The organism is Rhizobium leguminosarum bv. viciae USDA 2370, from assembly GCF_002008365.1.
GTDB lineage: Bacteria > Pseudomonadota > Alphaproteobacteria > Rhizobiales > Rhizobiaceae > Rhizobium > Rhizobium leguminosarum.
The window spans coordinates 131,791-150,633 of the sequence record NZ_MRDL01000059.1 but is presented as its reverse complement, the minus strand read 5'-3'; the positions used below and the strand labels follow the sequence as shown (position 1 = coordinate 150,633).

15 protein-coding genes are annotated in these 18,843 nt (G+C 61.0%); 10 read left to right on the top strand and 5 right to left on the bottom strand.

The window, feature by feature from the left end; all coding sequences use genetic code 11:
* Window positions 1-5 precede the first annotated feature (5 nt).
* Window positions 6-644 carry a TetR/AcrR family transcriptional regulator gene (locus tag BS629_RS34845; RefSeq protein WP_018245502.1) on the top strand — a complete coding sequence of 213 codons (639 nt, stop codon included), beginning with the start codon at window positions 6-8 and terminating at the stop codon, window positions 642-644.
* Between the two features lie 69 nt (window positions 645-713).
* Here BS629_RS34845 and BS629_RS34840 read toward each other — a convergent pair whose 3' ends face one another.
* On the bottom strand, window positions 714-3,740 hold the full coding sequence (locus tag BS629_RS34840; protein ID WP_018245501.1) for an alpha-mannosidase: 3,027 nt from the start codon (window positions 3,738-3,740) through the stop codon (window positions 714-716).
* Window positions 3,741-3,982: 242 nt separating this feature from the next.
* Here BS629_RS34840 and BS629_RS34835 point away from each other — a divergent pair, with 242 nt between their 5' ends.
* Window positions 3,983-5,122: an ROK family transcriptional regulator gene (locus BS629_RS34835; protein WP_018245500.1), complete on the top strand. Its 1,140-nt coding sequence runs from the start codon at window positions 3,983-3,985 to the stop codon at window positions 5,120-5,122.
* Window positions 5,123-5,130: 8 nt separating this feature from the next.
* On the opposite strand, the gene BS629_RS34830 is transcribed toward BS629_RS34835, so the two are convergent.
* Entirely contained in the window at window positions 5,131-6,177 is a 1,047-nt protein-coding gene (locus BS629_RS34830; RefSeq protein ID WP_018245499.1) for a Gfo/Idh/MocA family protein, read from the bottom strand.
* A gap of 394 nt (window positions 6,178-6,571) precedes the next feature.
* Between BS629_RS34830 and BS629_RS34825 the strand changes: the two genes are divergently transcribed.
* The 6 genes from BS629_RS34825 (at window position 6,572) to BS629_RS34800 (ending at window position 13,070) form a co-directional block, all read left to right on the top strand.
* Window positions 6,572-7,870, top strand: coding sequence for a type 2 periplasmic-binding domain-containing protein (locus BS629_RS34825; RefSeq protein WP_026188676.1), 1,299 nt, complete (start codon window positions 6,572-6,574; stop codon window positions 7,868-7,870).
* A gap of 171 nt (window positions 7,871-8,041) precedes the next feature.
* Window positions 8,042-8,971, top strand: a complete 930-nt coding sequence (locus BS629_RS34820) for a carbohydrate ABC transporter permease (RefSeq protein ID WP_018245497.1) — start codon at window positions 8,042-8,044, stop codon at window positions 8,969-8,971.
* Window positions 8,968-9,810 (top strand): carbohydrate ABC transporter permease, encoded by an 843-nt coding sequence (locus BS629_RS34815; RefSeq protein WP_018245496.1) that lies wholly within the window; start codon window positions 8,968-8,970, stop codon window positions 9,808-9,810. The genes BS629_RS34820 and BS629_RS34815 overlap by 4 nt, the downstream gene beginning before the upstream one ends.
* Before the next feature lie 34 nt (window positions 9,811-9,844).
* Window positions 9,845-11,083, top strand: a complete 1,239-nt coding sequence (locus tag BS629_RS34810) for an ROK family transcriptional regulator (protein WP_018245495.1) — start codon at window positions 9,845-9,847, stop codon at window positions 11,081-11,083.
* A gap of 48 nt (window positions 11,084-11,131) precedes the next feature.
* Window positions 11,132-11,986: a sugar phosphate isomerase/epimerase family protein gene (locus tag BS629_RS34805; protein ID WP_018245494.1), complete on the top strand. Its 855-nt coding sequence runs from the start codon at window positions 11,132-11,134 to the stop codon at window positions 11,984-11,986.
* Between the two features lie 22 nt (window positions 11,987-12,008).
* Window positions 12,009-13,070, top strand: coding sequence for an ABC transporter ATP-binding protein (locus BS629_RS34800; protein ID WP_018245493.1), 1,062 nt, complete (start codon window positions 12,009-12,011; stop codon window positions 13,068-13,070).
* Between the two features lie 108 nt (window positions 13,071-13,178).
* Here BS629_RS34800 and BS629_RS34795 read toward each other — a convergent pair whose 3' ends face one another.
* From BS629_RS34795 to BS629_RS34785, 3 genes are all read right to left on the bottom strand, one after another.
* Window positions 13,179-14,984 carry a methyl-accepting chemotaxis protein gene (locus BS629_RS34795; protein ID WP_018245492.1) on the bottom strand — a complete coding sequence of 602 codons (1,806 nt, stop codon included), beginning with the start codon at window positions 14,982-14,984 and terminating at the stop codon, window positions 13,179-13,181.
* A 10-nt stretch (window positions 14,985-14,994) separates the two neighbouring features.
* Window positions 14,995-15,981, bottom strand: coding sequence for a cytochrome-c peroxidase (locus BS629_RS34790; RefSeq protein WP_018245491.1), 987 nt, complete (start codon window positions 15,979-15,981; stop codon window positions 14,995-14,997).
* 372 nt (window positions 15,982-16,353) lie between these two features.
* Entirely contained in the window at window positions 16,354-16,827 is a 474-nt protein-coding gene (locus tag BS629_RS34785; protein ID WP_018245490.1) for a ProQ/FINO family protein, read from the bottom strand.
* Window positions 16,828-17,103: 276 nt separating this feature from the next.
* Here BS629_RS34785 and panC point away from each other — a divergent pair, with 276 nt between their 5' ends.
* Together panC and panB are read left to right on the top strand one after the other, a co-directional pair.
* Window positions 17,104-18,015, top strand: coding sequence for a pantoate--beta-alanine ligase (gene panC / locus BS629_RS34780; RefSeq protein WP_018245489.1), 912 nt, complete (start codon window positions 17,104-17,106; stop codon window positions 18,013-18,015).
* Window positions 18,012-18,833 carry a 3-methyl-2-oxobutanoate hydroxymethyltransferase gene (gene panB / locus BS629_RS34775; protein WP_018245488.1) on the top strand — a complete coding sequence of 274 codons (822 nt, stop codon included), beginning with the start codon at window positions 18,012-18,014 and terminating at the stop codon, window positions 18,831-18,833. Before panC ends, panB begins: the two co-directional genes overlap by 4 nt.
* The last annotated feature ends 10 nt before the right edge of the window (window positions 18,834-18,843 follow it).

Below are 18,843 nucleotides of genomic sequence, written 5' to 3'. Positions count from 1 at the left end.
AGGCGATGGCAGAGTTTTCCGAATCGAATACCGGACAGGACGAAAAGCGACGACGCAGATCCCGCAAGGGCGAAGCGCGCCGCGCGGAGATCCTGACGGCTGCGATGCGGCGCTTCGCCGAAGACGGCTACCAGAATGCCGCCATCGCGGATGTTGCCCGCGACGTCGGCCTGTCGCTGCCCGGCCTGCTGCACCATTTCCCGACCAAGGTCGATCTCCTGCTCGCCATTCTGGATAAGCGCGATCGCGAAAGCGAAAGCTTCATCAGGCCCCATCGTTCCGATCTCCGCGGCCTGCTCAAGGGCATGGTCGAGGTCTTCCGCCGCAACGCCGATATGGTCGAGGTCATCAGGGCCTTCGCCATCCTGAGTGCCGAGAGCCTGATGAAGGATCACCCGGCCAAAGGATGGTTTCTCGATCGCGCCACCCAACTGCAGAATGACATCGCCGCGACCTTCGAAGAGGCCGTCGCCGATGGCTCGATCGACGGCAAGATTGACGGCAGGGCAATAGCGGCCGAACTGATCGCGGTGATGGACGGCCTTCAGATGCTCTGGCTGCGCGATCCCACCCGCTTCGACATGGTCGGAGGGTTGGAAGCTTATATCAGCCGGCTGTTGGCGAGCCTTGGTTTAGAGGGCTGAGCTTGGTTGAGCGCCGCGGATCATTGCGCGGCACAGAAGTGAGAGAGAGCCGTCGACCAAGACATAGCCTCAAGCTTTCTTCAGCTTCCAAGTCCGGATTTCGAACGGCATGATGTCGGCAGGTCCCTTCCGCTCCATCGGCTCTTCGAGAATGTTCAGCGGCTGCGATGCTGCCCATCCGGAAGGTAGGCCGAGGGAGAGGTTGCCGCGCCGGCCAGCTGGTTCGTAAAGGCGCAGGACGAGACCATCGCCTTCTTCTGCCGGCTTCAGGCCTGAGAACGCGACAGGGATGCCGCTTACCACAAGCGGCGCGAATGTGCCGGTGGAGAGGCCGCTGGCCTCAGCCGCGACGAGCGGTTGATTGAGCTCGATCGCCTCGTCGAGGACGCCGCCTTCATGCCAGGTGCCTTCATGCGGCATCAGCGCATAGGTAAAGCTCTGCTCGCCTTCATCGGCCAGCGGATCCGGATAGATCGGACCGCGCACGAGGCTCATGCCGATCACATTGCCGCGGGCGCTATGACCGTATTTGGCATTGTTGAGCAGTGCGACCCCGAAGCCCGGCTCGCTGATATCGACGAAGCGGTGCGCGACGGCCTCGAACATCGCCTGTTCCCAGGACGTGTTCGTGTGCGTTGCCCGCTCGACGATGCCGAAGGCGCATTCGAACGTTGCCTTCCGGGCCAATGCGGCGACCGGGTTCAGCGTGCGCAGAAGGGTGCGGCGGTCATGCCAGTCGATCGTCGTTTCGATGTCGAGGCGCCTGGCGTTGGCCGTCAGCACATAGGTCTGCGTGACGCTCGAATTCCGGTAGCGGTAGACGACGCGGATCGCCGCTCGGTGCGGCCCTTCTTCAACGAGCGTGATGCTTTCCGGGGCATCGAGGCGGACGGCCTTTTCGGCATAATCCGCATCGATGTCCCAGGCGTCCCAGTTGCGCGGCTTGTCGGCCGGATAGACCCAGAGCTGATTTGCCGAGCCGTCGACCGCTTCCCGGCCCGTGGCCTTATGGATGAGGCTAACGACCGCCCCGTCCTTGCCGATTGCGACCGAGAGGTATTCGTTTTCGAGATGGCCGGGGCCGGCCTTCAGCCCACTCGCGGGCTTGAGCGTGCCCTTGTCGAAGACCGCGACGGACAGGGGGGCGACGACATCGGCGGCCGAGACGACCGTGCCGTCGGAGAGCGTTGCGCTGAGCGGTCTGGCCGCAAGAGACGGATTGACGACGACGAGGGCATCGCCAACCCCGCCCTTCGGCAGCTTGGCCGACAGCGCCTGCAATGCCCTCGCCTGCTCGATCTTGGCACGGTCGATGACGCCGCCCAGTTCCTGCTCCGCATCCTGATAGACTTCACGGATGCTCGAGCCCGGCAGAATGTCATGAAATTCGTTCTTCAGCACGACGCGCCAATCGGCTTCGAGGCTCTGGGGCTTGTCTGCTCCGAGCATGTGCCCAAGCGAAGCGATGGCTTCGGCGGTGATCAGCGCACGTTCGGCCTGGCGGTGCTTGCGCTTGACGCCGCTTTGCGACGTCAGCGTGGCGCGGTGCAGTTCGAGATAGATTTCGCCATCCCACACCGGAAGGCTCTTTTCCCCCGCGGTGCGGTGCGCCTGCTCGTAATAGCTTTTGACGGTGCCCCAGCGCGCCTGCGGGATCGCCGGGAAATCGCGCAACTGCACTTCGCGCTCCACCATCTCGGGCGTGACGCCGCCGCCGCCGTCGCCATAACCGACGGCCAGAAGCGAGGTATCGTGCTGCGTCTTGCCGCGGAAATTCTTCCACGTCGGCACGTAGCAATCGGGTTGCACGAAGCCGTTATAACCCTGCATCGGATTGTCGAACGTATGGGTCAGCACCTGGCTGCCGTCGAGGCCCTTCCACCAGAAGAGGTCGGAGGGAATATGATTGGTCTCGCTCCAGTTGACCTTGATCGTGAAGAAACTGTCGATACCGCCCTGTCTCAGGATCTGCGGCAGCGCGCCTGAAAAGCCGAAGCAATCCGGCAGCCAGCAGACCGTATGGCGCGTGCCGAAGGTCTTCTCGAAATAACGCTGGCCGTAGAGAACCTGACGGGCGAGACTTTCGCCGGTCGGCATGTTCGTGTCGGGCTCCACCCACATGCCGCCGACGGTTTCCCACTTTCCGTCCGCGACCTTCTTCTTGATGCGATCGAGAAGCTCCGGATCCTCCTCTTCCATCTGCGCGTAATAATGGGCGGTCGATTGATTGAAGCGGAAATCGTCGGAGCGCTCCATCAGCGAGAGCGCCGTATTGAAGGTGCGCCGCATTTTCCGCCGCGTCTCGCGATAGGGCCAAAGCCAGGCGAGATCGATATGCGCATGGCCCGTCAGCAGCAGTTCTCCATTCGGCGGGAAGCGCTTCTGCAACTCTTTCAGCCGCGCCGTCAGAGCCTCGAAGGCCGTGGCTGCCGAAGCGCTTTGCTCTTCCGTGAGGCCTGCCGGATTAGCTTCAAGCTCCGGCAGTTCCCAAATCTTCTGCTGCATGACGGCGCCGGATGTGCGGGAGATATAAGCCGCCGTATCCGACGGCCAATCGAGACTGCGCAACGCATGCTCGGCGGCATCCATCAGATGCGGCACGACTTCATGCTCGCCCAGCACATCGATTGCCTCGGCAACCTGCTTCAACAGAAGATGCAGGCGGTGAGCCGGGCCATCGAGCCAGATAAACCGGGCCTTGTTGAGCCGCGGAGCACGATTGGGCTCGCCGAACGGAAACCGGGCGACGGTTTCCGTTGCGATCGAAAAGCGGCGACCCTTCACCGGGAATTCCTGATGATAGGGATCGAGACCGAATGTTTCGGTCTGACCGTCGGGGTAGCTCAGCGTGATCAGGCTCTCGCCACCAAGATCGAGTTGCAGGCGAATATCTGCCAGAGGCCACGCCTCCGGCGCTTCAGCGCTCACGGCAAAATGCACCACCCCCTGGCGGTGCGGCCAATCTTGGTGATGTGCGATCGGCTCGCTCTCGAAAGTCCAGCCGTCGATCGCGGCACTTTGTCGATCTCGCCAATGAGCCAACTCGGCAATGCGAACTTTGAGACGATCGAGGCGCTGGGCAATGGTCAGAGGCATGGCTTATCCTGTTGAAAATCGACGGCTGACAATCTTGTCGTCATGCTTTTGGGGTCATGGTCATGGTTTTGGGGGAGATGAAGATGGCGCGATCAAGATCGCGATTTGCGCGGCCCTCTCCTCCAAGCAGGCCTGCAGCCTTAGATTAAGTAACTTTGATTTCCCGTCAAGTCCGTAAGAAATTCATTGCGGCAGACGAAGGCGTGTTACAAAAGCGTCGTATAGCTCTAAGGACGGCGACTATGCGGTATCTTCGATCAGGGCCGCGTCGGCTTCAAACCCAGGATACAGGCGCCCCGCGCGCCAAAACAGTCGGTCTGCGGTCCGGTGAAATTGCCGATCGAAATATTCGCGTCATTCTGGAAGCCATCCGCCGCCACGGCCCGCTAACCCGGATGGAGCTTGGCCGGCATTGCGGCCTTACCGGCCCCGGCATTACCAATATTCTCCGCCGACTGGCCGAGGAAAAGCTTGTCACCTCCAACCGCCGCAATGGCCTTGGCGGAGGCGCCACCGCTACCGAGTTTGCCTTGCGCCCGGAAGGTGCTTTCTCGATCGGCGTCAAGCTTCGCCAAAGGCGTGGCGAGGCCGTGCTCATCGATCTGAGTGGTCAGGTCCATGACCGGGTCTATATCGAGCTGGACCCCGCAGACAAAGTCGGCCTCGTGCATGCGGCGGTCAGGGATATGGTCGACCGTCATGCCGCATTGCCGATCATCGGCCTTGGCATCGCCGCCAACGACTGGACGCAGGATCAAAGCGATCAGATCGCCGCGATGTCGACGATCGCGCGTCCTTATGTCGAGAACGAGTGTACGGCGAGCCTTCTCGCCGAACGCACGATCGGTAGCTCCGGCAGGGAAGGCGGACTTGCGATGATCATTATCGACGACGACGTTCAGGCCGGCTTTCTCATTCGCGGTATTCCCTATTCCGGCGTGCATGGTCGGGCAGGCAGCATCGGCGAAATGCTGACCGGCCCGGATAATGTCCAGCTGAACACCGTCGTCGGTTTCGAATCCCTGCGATCGCGGATCGGCGACCAGGACTTCACCCGCCTGTTGCAGGGGGAAGAATTCCCCTCGTCGTCACTGTCGCAATGGATACGGGAGGCCGCTGGTCATCTGCTCGACCCGATCATCGCCATGGCTGGATTCCTCGCTCCGAGCGTCGTCATGATCGGGAGCGATTTGCCACAGGGTGTGATCGAAGCGCTGATCCATCAGCTTTCCATCGAGCGGCGCGACACCTCGACGAGGCCCTTGCTGACGCCCTGGATTTCGCCGATGAAACCCGCGAGCTTCAGTGGCGGCGGCGTTGCGCTCGGTGCAGCCCTCCTGCCCTTCCTCAACACTTTGCTGCTGCCGCCTGCTTCGGCCTGATGGCCGGCTCAGCCGAGTGCTTCATCGGCGTGGCTAAGATCGGAAGCCAGCGCCTTGTCCAGGACTTTCTGGATATTGGCCGCCCGCCGGAATGATGGTTCCTGCGTCTTTCCCGCCCGCACGGCCTGGACGAAACGCTGGTAGTTGGTCTCGACCGGATCGAAGGGAACGTCACGCCAGGTCGCCGTGTGCACGTCTTCTCCAAGGCAGGCGCGAAGTGTCGATTTACCGGTATCGTAGATCATCTCGATCGAGCCGGTTTCGCCATAGACCCTGAGGCGCAGCTGATCCATCTGTCCGGCCGCGGTGCGCGTCGCCTGGATCGTCCCGATCGCCCCATTGGTGAAATCGACATTCATCGTAAAGCTGTCATTCGCATCAAGATCATATTCGCCGATCTTGTGGCCCGGCGCCTTGTCGAAGGTCTTCAGCCGCGCGAATACATGGGCAACGTCAAGCCCTGAACCGTAGGACGCAAAATCGACGATGTGAATTCCGATATCGCCGAGCGCGCCGTTGGATCCATGTTTTTTGCTCAGCCGCCACAGCCATTTGCTTTCGCTCTTCCAGTCGCCCCAATGACGACCGACCAGCCAGCTTTGCAGATGCGACGCCTCGACATGGCGCACTTGCCCGATTTCGCCGGCGAGCACCATCTGCCGGCCTTTCTGGAGAGCCGGCGAGTTGCGATAGGTGAAATTGACCATGCCGACCTTGCCCGATCGCTCGATGGCTTCGGTCATCTCCATGGCCTTGATCGCATCGGTGGCGAGCGGTTTTTCGCAGAAGACGTGCTTGCCGGCTGCGATCGCCTGCAGCGTCGTCGGGTGGTGAATGCGGTCCGGCGTGACGTTTGCCACTGCGTCGAATTCGCCCCAGGCGAGAGCTTCCTCAAGGGTCGTGAAATGGTTGGCGATGCCATGTTCGGTGCAAAAGGCCGCGAGCCTTTCCGGGACGATATCGACGCCGCCCACGACACTGACGCCTTCGATCGCCTTGAACTTGGCGGCATGCTGGTTGGCCATTCCGCCGGTACCGAGAATGAGTAAACGCATCTTATCCTCCCCTAGCGCATCCTATCGGACGCGGGTGTGTCAGAGCTGAGCTCCGGCGTGCAGCCGGGCAAAATCGCACTCCTGCCATCGCGGCCATCCGCGATCGGCTTCTCTCTGTTTCAGGAAAACTGCGGTCGATGCGCCGTGCGCCCGACAGGACGCTCCATCACGTTAATGGCGCGGATCCTTTTCCGAAAATCGATCTCGATTTTCGGAAATTATGCACTAGCTGCTGTTGATTGTCGCCAGCATCTCAACCTCCCAGGTTCTGGCCTCCCAAGCTGTGGCTTGACATCAAATCAAAGTAACTTAATCTAATTAATGCAGCACGGAAATGAGGAGAGGTCAACCGACCGCCAGGCTGTATCCGTTCAAAATGGGGAGGAGACCCATCATGAAGAGCGCCACCATCAGCGTATTTGCGCTGAGCACCATGTTATTTTCAGCATCTACTTCATTTGCCCAGGAACTTGCCACGAAGGACAGGATTGGCCTTGCCGATGCGCCAAAATCCCTCGTCGTCCGTTTGACGAACGACAGTCCCAACAATTCGGATCCGGCGATCGCCGAGGGCTATCAGAAGCTCTTCGTCGATTTCATCAAGAAGCATCCGGACTGGAAATTGCAGATGCAATTCATGTCCTCTGACATCGGCACGGAACAGGCCAAGATGCTGGAGCAGGCCAAGGCCGGCAACGCGCCTGATTGCGCCGCTGTCGACTCCTTCGTCCTCTCGCAGTTCATGGTCAATCACGTGCTTGCGGACTTCACGCCGTATTTTTCGAAGGAGGAAGTGGATGACCTGTTCCCCTTCATCCGCAGCGGCATCACCGATAAGGACCAGACGGTCCGCGCCTGGTGGTGGGATACGGACCTTCGTGTGCTCTACCGCAACAAGTCGATCGTTGCGGATGCGCCGCAGACATGGGACGACCTGAAAAAGGCCGCGCTCGCCTCCACCAAGGAAGGCATGGAAGGCGTTCTCTTCAATGGCGGGCGCTGGGAAGGGACGACGTTCGACTGGCTCGCGAATTATTGGGCGCTCGGCGGCAAGCTCGTCGACGACTCGGGCAAGCCGGTATTCGGCGAAGGCGAGAACAAGGAGAAATTCCTGAAGGCGCTGAATTATTTCAAGGATCTCGTCGATTCCGGCGCCGCGCCCAAGCGCGTCAGCACGATCGCGAATTACGACGATATGAATGCAGCGGCCGCAGCGGCGACGACAGCTCTCTTCATCGGCGGCAACTGGCAATATGCGCAGCTGAAGGCCACGCTCGACGAAGACGAGTTCAACAACTGGACCTTCTCGCCGATCCCCGGTCCCAGTGCCGATCAGCGCTCGACCGGCACCGGCGGCTGGACGATCGCCTCCTTCAGCAAGGACAAGGACAAGGTCGAGATGTGTGCCAACCTCGCCCGCGAGGTCTATATGGGCCCGGCAAACGCGCTGCAGCAGCAGTTGCCGACCAGGAAATCGCTGTTCGACAAATATGAGGTCTTCTCCACTGAAGCCAACAAGACCTTCGCCAAGGCTCTGGTCGACGGACAGGCGCGCCCTGGTGTGCCGATCTATCCCGAAATCTCCAACCAGATCCAGATCATGATGGGCGACGTGCTCTCGGGGACCAAAAAGCCGGAAGACGCCTTGGATGCCGCCTTCAACGCGGCGCTGGAGGCGTACAAGCGTCTCTAGTGCTTCCGACCGTGACGGCGCCTGCCTGCCAGGCGCCGTCGACCTACAGCGCGCGCCTTTTAATACGCGCAAAGGACGCTGTAACACTTTGAACCTACGCATTCTGCTTTCCGAAAGTCGATTCCGATTTTCGGGCCGATGCGCAAGCCAAACCCGGACAGAGAAGCTTTAATGAGCCCCATCGCCATCGAGGCTGTCAGCCCGCCTCAAAGCAGATCGTTCATGCGCCGTTTTGCCGGCGCGCCCCTGCCCTGGATCATGCCCGTGATCATCGTCATCGGCATCTTCTACCTTTATCCCGTCATCGACGTTTTCAGACTTTCATTCACCAACGCCACGCTGATCGGCGACAATCAGGATTATACGCTGGGGTCGATCACCAATGCGTTGAGCTCGCCGCAGCTGCCCGACATTCTCTGGGCGACCCTGATCTTTGTCGGCGGCAGTGTCATCGGTCAGCAGATTTTAGGTCTTGCGGTGGCTGTCGTGGTCATCCGCGGTGAAAAGCGCGGCTTGTTCGGCACCACCATCCTCAGAACGACGGCGCTGGTTGCCTGGGTCGTGCCCGGAATTGCCGGCGGCATCATCTGGCAGATGCTCTTTTCCGAAGCGCCTTATGGCGCGCTGAACAGCATTCTGAGGCTGATGCACATGCCGACCGTCGCCTGGCTCTCGGACCCTGCTATTGCGCCGTGGTCCACCCTCATCTCCAACATATGGCGCGGCACCGCATTTTCGATGGTCGTCATGTATGCGGCGCTGAAGTCGATCGATCCCTCGCTCTATGAAGCGGCCGAGGTCGACGGCGCGACGGCATCGCAGCAGTTTTTCTTCGTTACCCTTCCGCAGCTGCGTGCGGCGATCCTGGTCAATATGATCCTCATCACGATCCAGACGGTGAATACCTTCGATGCGATCATCACGCTGACGGGCGGCGGTCCGGGGCGTGCGACCGAGGTCATCTCACTCTACGTCTTCAATATCGTCTTTAGAAACTACGACCTGTCCGGCGGCAGCGTGCTCTCCGTGCTCATGCTGATCATCAGCCTCGGGCTCGCCTTCGTCTATGCGTCGTTCCTGCCGAAGGAGGAAGAGCAATGAGCGGACGGACCGGAACGCGTCTCGGCGATGCCATGAGCTATCTCTTCATGCTGGTGATGTTCGTGTTCTTCGCCGGCCCCCTCACCTATCTCCTGTCGATGGCGATGCGTGACAAGCGCGAGATCTATCGCGGCGCGGCGCGATATATTCCAAACAATCCCACCATCGATAACTTCATCACGGTTTTGAACAACAGCTACTTTCCGATCTATCTCTGGAATGGTCTCAAGCTTGCCGCCCTCAGTGGGCTGGGCGTCCTGATCGTCGCACTGCCAGCGGCTTACGCCTTTTCCCGATTTCAATTCCGGGGCAAGGGCCTGTCGATGATGGGGCTGCTTCTCTTCCAGATGATCTCGCCGCTCGTCATCATGGTGCCGCTCTATCGCTACATGAACCGTCTCGGCCTGCTGGATACGCATTTTGCCGTCGTCATGGTCTACATCGCGCTGGGCGTTCCGCTGGCGACCTGGCTGTTGAAGAGCACGGTCGACGGCATCCCGCGCAGCCTCGACGAAGCGGCCATGATCGACGGCTGCAACAGGTTTTCCGTCTTCTGGCGCATCGTTCTGCCATTGTCGGCGCCGGGCATAGCCTCGGTCTTCATCATCACGGTGATCGCCGGCTGGTCGCAATTTCTGGTGCCTTTTCTGTTGCTCACGAAAAATGATCTGATGCCGATCGGCGTCGGCATCTTTAACTTCCGCGGCATGCAAACCGACTCGTCCATCCAACTGCTTGCCGCCGCCTGCCTGATCGCGGTCGTTCCGGCGATCGTCGCCTTCCTGTCGCTCCAGCGGCTGATCCTCGGTGCGATGACCAGCGGCGCAGTCAAGGGATGAGCGGTCAGTCTATGCGCAAGGAAGGATTTCGAGCATGAACCAGACACTCGGCGCCAGGCTGTCCCCGGATCTGACCGGCGCCAATGTCGAAGATGCTGGCGAGCACAACAGGGCGGTCGTCCTGCGCTGCATTCATCGCCAGGCGCCGATTTCGCGCGCCGAAATCGCCAGGCGGACGGGTTTTACCAAACCGGCAATCGCCCGGATCGTCGATCGCCTGCTGGACGAGGGGCTGATCATGGAAGCCCGCCGGCGGCACGGGTTGAGAGGCCAGCCGGCAATCGAACTCGAAATCAATCCGGATGCCTGTTTTGCCATCGGCATCAACATCGATCGCGACCATCTGACGATCCTGGCCGTCGATGCCGTCGGCAATGTCCGCGCCCGCGTGCATCACGAGAAACGTTTCATCCTGCCGGCGGAATTCCTGCAGCTAACGGCCGATGCGATTTCGCATTTCCAGCGCAGCCGGCTCATTGACGACGCGCGCCTCGCCGGCATCGGTCTGGCGATGCCGGATTGGCTTGGCGAGATTTCGCTCCTCGGCAAGCCCAAGACCTATCAGGAATGGACAGCATTCGATGTGCGCGCAGCATTGGAAAACCTGACGCAGCATCCCGTCTTCATCGAAAACGAAGCCAATGCCGCCGCCCTTGCCGAACTCGACTATGGACTGGGTGCCGAAAGCAGCAGCTTCTTCTACATCGCCATCAATCCGTGCCCGGGTGGTGGCCTCGTGCTCGATGGCAACGGTCATCGCGGCGCCATGGGCCTCAGCGGCGAAATCGGCTGGCTTCCGATTGCCGACGGCGGGGACGGGAAGGCCCATAAGGTCCAGCTTCTCGGCGAGATATTCTCGCTGTTCTTCCTCTATGATTTCCTCGCGCAGCACGGCGTCGAGGTGAGTGTTCCGCACGATCTCCTGACGTTGGATGCGCATGGCAGGCGCCTCGTGTCGCAATGGCTGAAGGAAATGAGCGCGCATCTGGCAGTCGCCGTCAAGCATATCGGCATGATCGTCGACCCCGACGCCGTCCTCGTCGGCGGCAGACTGCCGATCCGCATCGTCGACGAATTGCTGCGCTACGTGCACGAGCATCTCGATGCCGAGGACACCAGCCTTCCCTCGCTTCATCGCGCCTCGCTCGGAGAGGATGCCTCGGCCATGGGAGCGGCGGCCATGCCGATGGCAGCAGCCCTGATGCTCGCATCGGCGGATGCTGCTCAACGCACACGTTCGCCGCTCAAGAATATGGACCGCCTGAACAGTTGAAACGGCCGGCAAGGCCCCACGGATTTTGGTGAAGACGGGAGGATTTTGGTGAAGATCGGCTTTTACACCTCGACATTCAACGATCGCCCCCTGGAGGAAGTGGTGGATTTCGCCGCATCGGCAGGTTTCGACGCAATCGAGATCGATGTCGGCGGCCATATCAAGACGCCCGATCGGGTGGAGGCAGCCGTCGCGCTCGCACGCAGCCGCAACCTATTCGTGTCGTCGATCACCTATTTCGGCAATCAGCTCGATGCTGACCGCGCAAAGCGTGAGGCGCTTCGGGCGAAGACCGCCGAATTTGCCGGCGCGATCGGTGAAGCGGGTGTCCCAATCTTTGTGATCTTCCCAGGCCGGGACGACACCGCAAGCGACGAAGCCAACTATGATGATTTCGCCGATTTCGCCAACGGGCTGATCGCGCAGACGCAGTCCTACGGCCTGACCTTCGCAATCGAGAACTGGCCGGGTCCCAAGGACAATTTCATCGGAACGACGCCAAGAGGGTGGCAGGAGCTTTTTCAGAGAATCAAGGATCCCCGGTTCGGGCTGGAATTCGACCCCTCCCACCTCATTCGCATTGGCGTCGATCCCTACCAGGCGATGGCGACGGTGAAGGATCGCATTGCAATCCTTCACGCCAAGGACACGGCAATAGATCCGGAGAGCCTGCAGGCTGTCGGCTATCACGGCAAGGGCTGGTGGCAATACAAGCTGCCGGGGCTCGGCCTCATCGATTGGCCGAGGTTCCTGCGCCAGGCTCGCGGGGCTGGCTTCGACGGCACGTTGTCGATCGAACATGAGGATGCCGCCTATGGCTGGCCGGGCAAGGACTTAGCCGCTCGCAAAGACGGCGAGCGCCTCGGCCTCGATTATTTGAGAAATGTCCTGAGCGGACTTTGATAGCGATTTCGGGAGGACTGTTATGGCCCATGTTTCGGTCAACAATGCGCGCAAGGATTATGGTGCGTTCAAAGCCATCAAAGGCGTATCGGTCGACATTGGCGACGGCGAGTTCGTCGTTCTGGTCGGGCCCTCTGGCTGCGGCAAATCCACGCTTTTGAGGATGATTGCCGGCCTGGAGGGCATTACCTCAGGGCAGATCCAGATCGGAAAGCATATCGTCAACGAGCTTGCGCCCAAGGATCGGGACATCGCCATGGTGTTCCAGAATTACGCACTCTACCCGCATATGACCGTTGCAAAGAACATGGGCTTTTCGCTGCGGCTGAAACGAATGCCGCGGACGGAGATCGATCAGCGGGTGGGCAACGCCGCGAAGATTCTCGGCCTCGAAAGTCTCCTGGAGAGATATCCGAAGCAGCTTTCTGGCGGCCAGAGACAGCGCGTGGCGATGGGACGGGCAATCGTGCGCGACCCGGCCGTCTTTCTCTTCGACGAACCCCTGTCGAACCTCGATGCCAAGCTCAGGGTGCAGATGCGCTCGGAGATCAAGGAATTGCATCAACGGCTGCAGACGACGACCATCTATGTCACCCACGACCAGATCGAAGCCATGACCATGGCCGACAAGATCGTCGTCATGAAGGACGGTCTGATCGAGCAGTCGGGTTCTCCGTTGGAATTGTACGATCGTCCGAACAACCTTTTCGTCGCCGGATTCATCGGCTCGCCGGCGATGAATTTCATCAGCGGCAACATGACGGAAGATGGGTTTCGAACCGCCGATGGCCTGCTCCTGCCGAGCGAGCGCCGTCCGCCTGAAGCCGTGACCTACGGCATTCGTCCCGAGCATCTCCGGTTGGACCCGGGCGGCATCGAGGTCACGACGGTGGTCGTCGAGCCCACGGGTTCGGAAACGCTGCTCATCGCCCGGTTGGGAACGCAGACGCTCACTTGCGTCTTCAGGGACCGGATCAGGGCAGCCCCCGGCGAGGTGCTGAGGATTGCGCCAATCCACGATGCGGTTCATCTGTTTGCCGGAGACGAGCAGCGGATCACATCAGGTGAAGCCCCGTTGAACTGACCCGGCCGATTGCCCCCTCCCCTTCGGCCGGCGCCAGCCGGGGGCGCGTTTTCCGCGCCCCCGGCCCCGAAACTCTCAGTCCTTCACGGTCGGTTTTCCGCGCTCGGTTCAGGCTGCGTCGCGATACGTTCGGGTGTCGGGCTGTGTCCTGCCCAATTCGAACTGCGTGACCAGTTCGCGCAGGCGCTCGGCCTCGCTGGCGAGCGTGATGCTGGCGGCTGTGGTTTCCTCCACCATCGAGGCGTTCTGCTGGGTCACCTGGTCGAGCTGGCCCATTGCCGAATTGACCTCCGACAGGTTCGTCGCCTGTTCGCGCGCCGAGGCCGCCAGCGCTTCCATGCGCTGATTGATATCGGCAATGAAGCGGCCGATATCGCCAAGCGCTGCGCCGGTGTGGCTGACCAGTTCAACGCCGCTGGCGACGTTGGCGGATGCCCGCCCGATCAGGTCCTTGATCTCTTTGGCGGCTTGGGCCGAGCGTTGCGCAAGTTCGCGTACTTCCTGGGCGACAACGGCGAAACCTTTGCCGGCTTCGCCGGCGCGGGCGGCCTCCACACCGGCGTTGAGCGCCAGCAAATTGGTCTGGAAGGCAATCTGATCGATGACGCCGATGATGTTGTTGATCTGCTTGGAGGATTCCTGGATCTGATCCATGGCCTCGACCGTCTGGGCCACCACCTTGCCCGAAGCCATGGCGCTGCGGTTGGCGTCGTCGGCGACGCTGCGAGCCTCTTTGGCGATCTCGAAAGCTTCCGTGACCTTGGCGGTAACGGCGTTCAGCGCCGCGGCGGTCTGTTCGAGCGTCGCCGCCTGCCGTTCGGTGCGGCCGGAGAGTTCGTTTGAGCCGTTGCTGATTTCGCGAGTGCCTGAATTGATGATCGAAACGCTTTCGGAAACGGAAAGAAGCGTATCGCCGAGTTGCTTGACGGAGGCGTTGAAATCATGCCTCAGCGGCTCGAATTCCGGCGCGAACGCATCCGCCAGCTTGAAGGCGAGATCGCCCTGGGCGAGCCGCTTCAGGCCGGCGGCAAGGCCTGAGGTGGCGACCGTCAGCCGTTCCGCCGCGCTCAGCTCCGCCTGCTCCTGGTCCGCCAGCCGGTTTGCTTCCGCCAGGCGACGGTTCTCCTCGGCCTCGCTTTCGAGTTGTCCGCGGGCGATGGCATTCTGACGGAAGACTTCCACCGAACCGGCCATCAGGCCGATTTCGTCGCGACGCCCCGCATAGGGGATCACCTTATCCGTCTCACCGGCTGCGAGTTCCTGCATGGATTGGGTGATGCGCTGGATCGGGCGCGACACATGCCGGGCGATGGCGATGAGAATGCCGAGGCCAACGATCGCGGCAATGGCCCCCAATGCCAGTTCGATTTCGATCTTCGATTCCAGCGCGCTGCCGGCGGCAGCGACGCTCTCGGTTGCTATTTTGTCGACGATCGTATTGACGGCGGCAATGCCGGTAAGGATCGCCTGCTGCGAGCGCGCCAGCTTCTCGGCCGTCGGGACTTCGTCCGCCTGCTGCAGCCCGAGACTGATCCTGACGTCCTTTTCCCAGGCATCATGGGCCTGGCGGAGCGACCGGACGCCCTCGGTCAGTGAACCGGCGAGATCGACGCTGCCAAGCTTATCGAGCGACTGCACCAGCGCGCCGTTGCTCTCTTCGAACCCGGCCTTGATCTCGGCCGCCGGGACGAAGTTCGTCATCGACAGCACCCGGTCCACCACGGAAGTGGCTTCCTTGAACTGCTGTTCGATATGGGCCGAGGCTATCTTGGCGTTCACCGCCTCCTGCACCACCGCAGCGACCTGGGTCTGGCCGAGGATCGCCTGGTAGCCGATCAGGAATGCGCTGCCGAAGCCGACGACGATCGTGACCACCATCGGAGCGAGAATCTGCATGCGTATGGAGAGTTTCATTGCCTGCACCTCAGTTCGGCAGCGTCGGCAGGGGGATGTCTTGCTTTTCGGCTGTCAGAGTTCCCAAGAACGCGATCAGATCTTTGTTCTCCTGGTCCGTCAGCAGGAAGGGAGACATCGCCCGATCAAGGGACGGACGGCTGACGCCGCCGCTTTCATAATGGACGATCACCTCGTCCATGCTCTTCAGGCTGCCGTCATGCATATAGGGGCCACGGTAGAGCGTGTTGCGCAGGCCGGGCGTCTTGAAGGCATATTTGTTGTCAGGGCTGCTCGCATCGATCTTGTAGCGGCCGATATCGTCGCTCGGCAAGCCGATGTCATGGAACTTGTTGTCGGTGAAGTTCCAGCCTGTGTGGCAGGAGGAACAGCCGGCGGCGCCGGTGAACAGCTCGAAGCCCCGTTTGGCGCTGTCGGAGACCGCCTTCTCGTCGCCGTCCACCCAGCGGTCGAAGGGCGACCAGTTGGAAACCACTGTCCGCTCATAGGTGGCGATCGCCGTCAGCATCGTCTCCTTGGTGACGCCCTTGTCAGGGAATACCTCGTCGAACCACTTCTTGTAATCAGGTATGCCCTGCATTTCGGTCACGGCGGTGTCGAGCTTGCCGTTCATTTCTGCGGCAGCCGTAATCGGACCTGCCGCTTGCTCCTCCAGGTTCGGCGCGCGGCCATCCCAGAAGAAGGGCGAGACCCAGGCAACATTCAGGACCGTCGGCGCCTGGCGCGCGAGCGCGGTATTGGCCGCGCCGATCGGCGTCGTCACCGGTGTCTCGAAGCCGAAGGAAGGGTTATGACAGCTGGCGCAGGTCATGTTCTTGTTGCCGGAAAGCCGCGGGTCGAAGAACAGCATCTTGCCGAGCGTCGCCAGTTGAGGGGAGTAGGCCGTCACGCCCTCGAAAGGGACTGTCAGCGGCCGCTTATACGCGGAAAGATCGGCGGCCGCGCCAGGCTGGACGACGGCCAATGCGAGTAAGGAGGCTGCAATCAGGAAACGCATCGTTCTAGCAAGTCCGAACTTGGTTCTGGATTATGCTAAAATTAGCGTCATTACGTTAAATCTATGTAAAGCAATCAATACCTGAGTTACACACGAAAGTTTGGGGCCAACGTGACGCTCGCGGATATTGATCGCCCCGAAAGACAATATCATGCTCCAACTATTGCCCTTCAGAATGACGACCACGGTTCCGGCCTTGCTTGGCGCACTCAGGAACGAGCCGAGCAAATGTCGAGATATGAGGCTTTGAGGAGATCGACCAGCTGGAGCCAGCGAAACGATCTATGCAAACTGGAAAAGTTCTCCGCACCATCACGCGGCAAACTGCAAACGACTTCAAGGTAGCTTGTTTGAGCAAACCTCATCCCCGCTCTAGCTGACGGCGCTTCTCTTGCCGAGGAGGGCTGCGCGGATCTGTTCGCTTTTGCTCAACGAGGGAGGAGGAACCGGTGGTGTCGGCTCTGGCGCGTCTGTCTTACCGGTGGTCTGCTTGACGCTCAGGAAGCGTTTTTGCGCGACCATCCGGTCTTCGGACGACAGTGGTTCGACGGGTTCGCCGTCAAGGCCGTGGCGCATGGAATCGGGCTGGGCGCTGGCAAAATAGTAGCGCCGGCAGTGGACATAGGCAGCGGTCGCCCGCCGCAGCGTCGTGACGCCGGCATCGGGCTTCAGGAGCGGTCGGAGTTCATTGAAAAGGCCGACGGCAAAAGGGAGGACCGGATCTCCCGCCTTGGCCGGAAGGACGCCGACTGGCCGGATCAGCAACGTGCTGATCGCGTTTGCCTTCTCCACGTCGAGCTCGGTTGCCGCAATCGGTCCGCGGCTGATCTTCCAGGGCTTGTCCATGCGTCCTCCATGTAACGTCCATAGCGACCGACTGTGATAGTATCTTGACGGACAGGGTGAGCAACGGAAGTCGCACATCGTCGGTTCCACTGCAAGCCTGCGAACGCAGCGCGGGAGCCCTGTGGCGAAATGCCGTTTCCCAGAGCTAATGGAGCCTGGTGTCGTCGGCTGCCATTTGCATCTAATCGTTTTTATCGAGAAATATGCATTGACCTGCCACATCGATTACACTTCATATCCGCGCCCAAGATGGAGTGACCGACCGGGGGAGGATATATGCGGGTTTTCTCGAGCATTGACGAGCTGCGCCATACGCTCGATGCGCTGAGGCGGCAGGGTCGGACCGTCGGCCTCGTCCCGACGATGGGCTATCTCCACGCCGGTCATATGGAGCTCGTCTCGCGCGCTCGCGCCGAAAACGACATCGTCGTCGTCTCGATTTTCGTCAATCCGCTGCAGTTCGGCCCGGCGGAAGACCTCAGCAAATATCCGCGCGATCTGGAGCGCGATGCCACCATGCTGAGGCAAGCCGGCGTCAATTTCCTCTTTTCGCCCGGCGTTGAGGATATGTATCCTCGCCCGATGCTTGCTGTCGTCGACGTTCCCGATCTCGGCCGCGAACTCGAAGGGGCGGTCCGGCCCGGACATTTTGCCGGCGTCGCCACTGTCGTCTGCAAGCTTTTCAACATCGTCCAGCCGCAGACCGCCTATTTCGGAGAAAAGGATTACCAACAGGTCGTCATCATCAAGCGCATGGTGGACGATCTGGCCGTGCCGGTGCGCGTGATATCCGTGCCGACGGTCAGGGATAGCGACGGCCTCGCATTGTCGTCGCGCAACGTCTATCTCAGCGAGGCGGAGCGGCGTGCCGCGGTGATTGTCCCCCAGACGCTTGACGAGGCGGAGCGCCTGGTCGCCGGCGGCCTTGCCGATCCGGCGGAACTCGAGGCAAAGCTCACGGCATTTCTTAGTCGCGAACCTCTGGCAAAGCCCGAGGTCGTCGCCGTCAGGGATGCCTCAACGCTGCAGCCGGTCACGTCGATCGCAGAGCCTGTCGTCGTGGCGCTTTTCGTTCGGGTCGGCTCGACACGGCTTCTCGACAACAGGGTTGTTGTCGACAACCGAGTTGCCGGGGGCAACCGGGTTATCGGCGGGCGGGGCTTGCCGGGAAAGGGAGTGACCAGATGAGCGCGGCCGGAATTCAGAAGCGCCTGACACCAGCGCGCATTTCAGCCATGAAGGGCGGCAAGCCGATCGTCTGCCTGACCGCCTATACGACGCCCATGGCGCGGCTGCTTGACGAACATTGCGACCTCTTGCTGGTCGGGGATTCGCTCGGCATGGTGCTCTATGGCATGGAGTCCACCATCGGCGTCACGCTCGACATGATGATCGCCCACGGCAAGGCGGTGATGCGCGGCGTCGACAAGGCCTGCGTCGTTGTCGACATGCCGTTCGGCACCTACCAGGAATCGAAGGAGATCGCCTTCCGCAACGCTGTCCGCATCCTGCAGGAAACCGGCTGCGATGCCATCAAGCTCGAGGGCGGCGAGGAGATGGCCGAGACCATCGCCTTTCTGACCAAGCGCGGGGTCCCGGTCATGGGGCATATCGGTCTGATGCCGCAGCAGGTCCAAACCGCTGGCGGCTATCGTTCGGTCGGTCATTCCGAACACGAGACGTCGAAGATCCGGCGCGACGCTCATGCCATCGGCGGCTCTGGCGCCTTTGCCGTCGTCATCGAGGGCACGGTGGAGCCGCTCGCCCGCGAGGTGACCGGCGCCATGCACATCCCGACCATCGGTATCGGCGCCTCCTCCGCCTGCGACGGTCAGGTTCTGGTCTCCGACGACATTCTGGGGCTCTTCAACGATTTCATCCCGCGTTTCGTCAAGCGCTACGACGAACTCGGCAAGAGGATTTCGGCCGCCGCCGCCGCTTATGCCGGCGAGGTCCGGTCGCGACAGTTTCCGGCAGCGGAGCACACCTTCAAACGGCGGTCCTGAGACGAGGCGA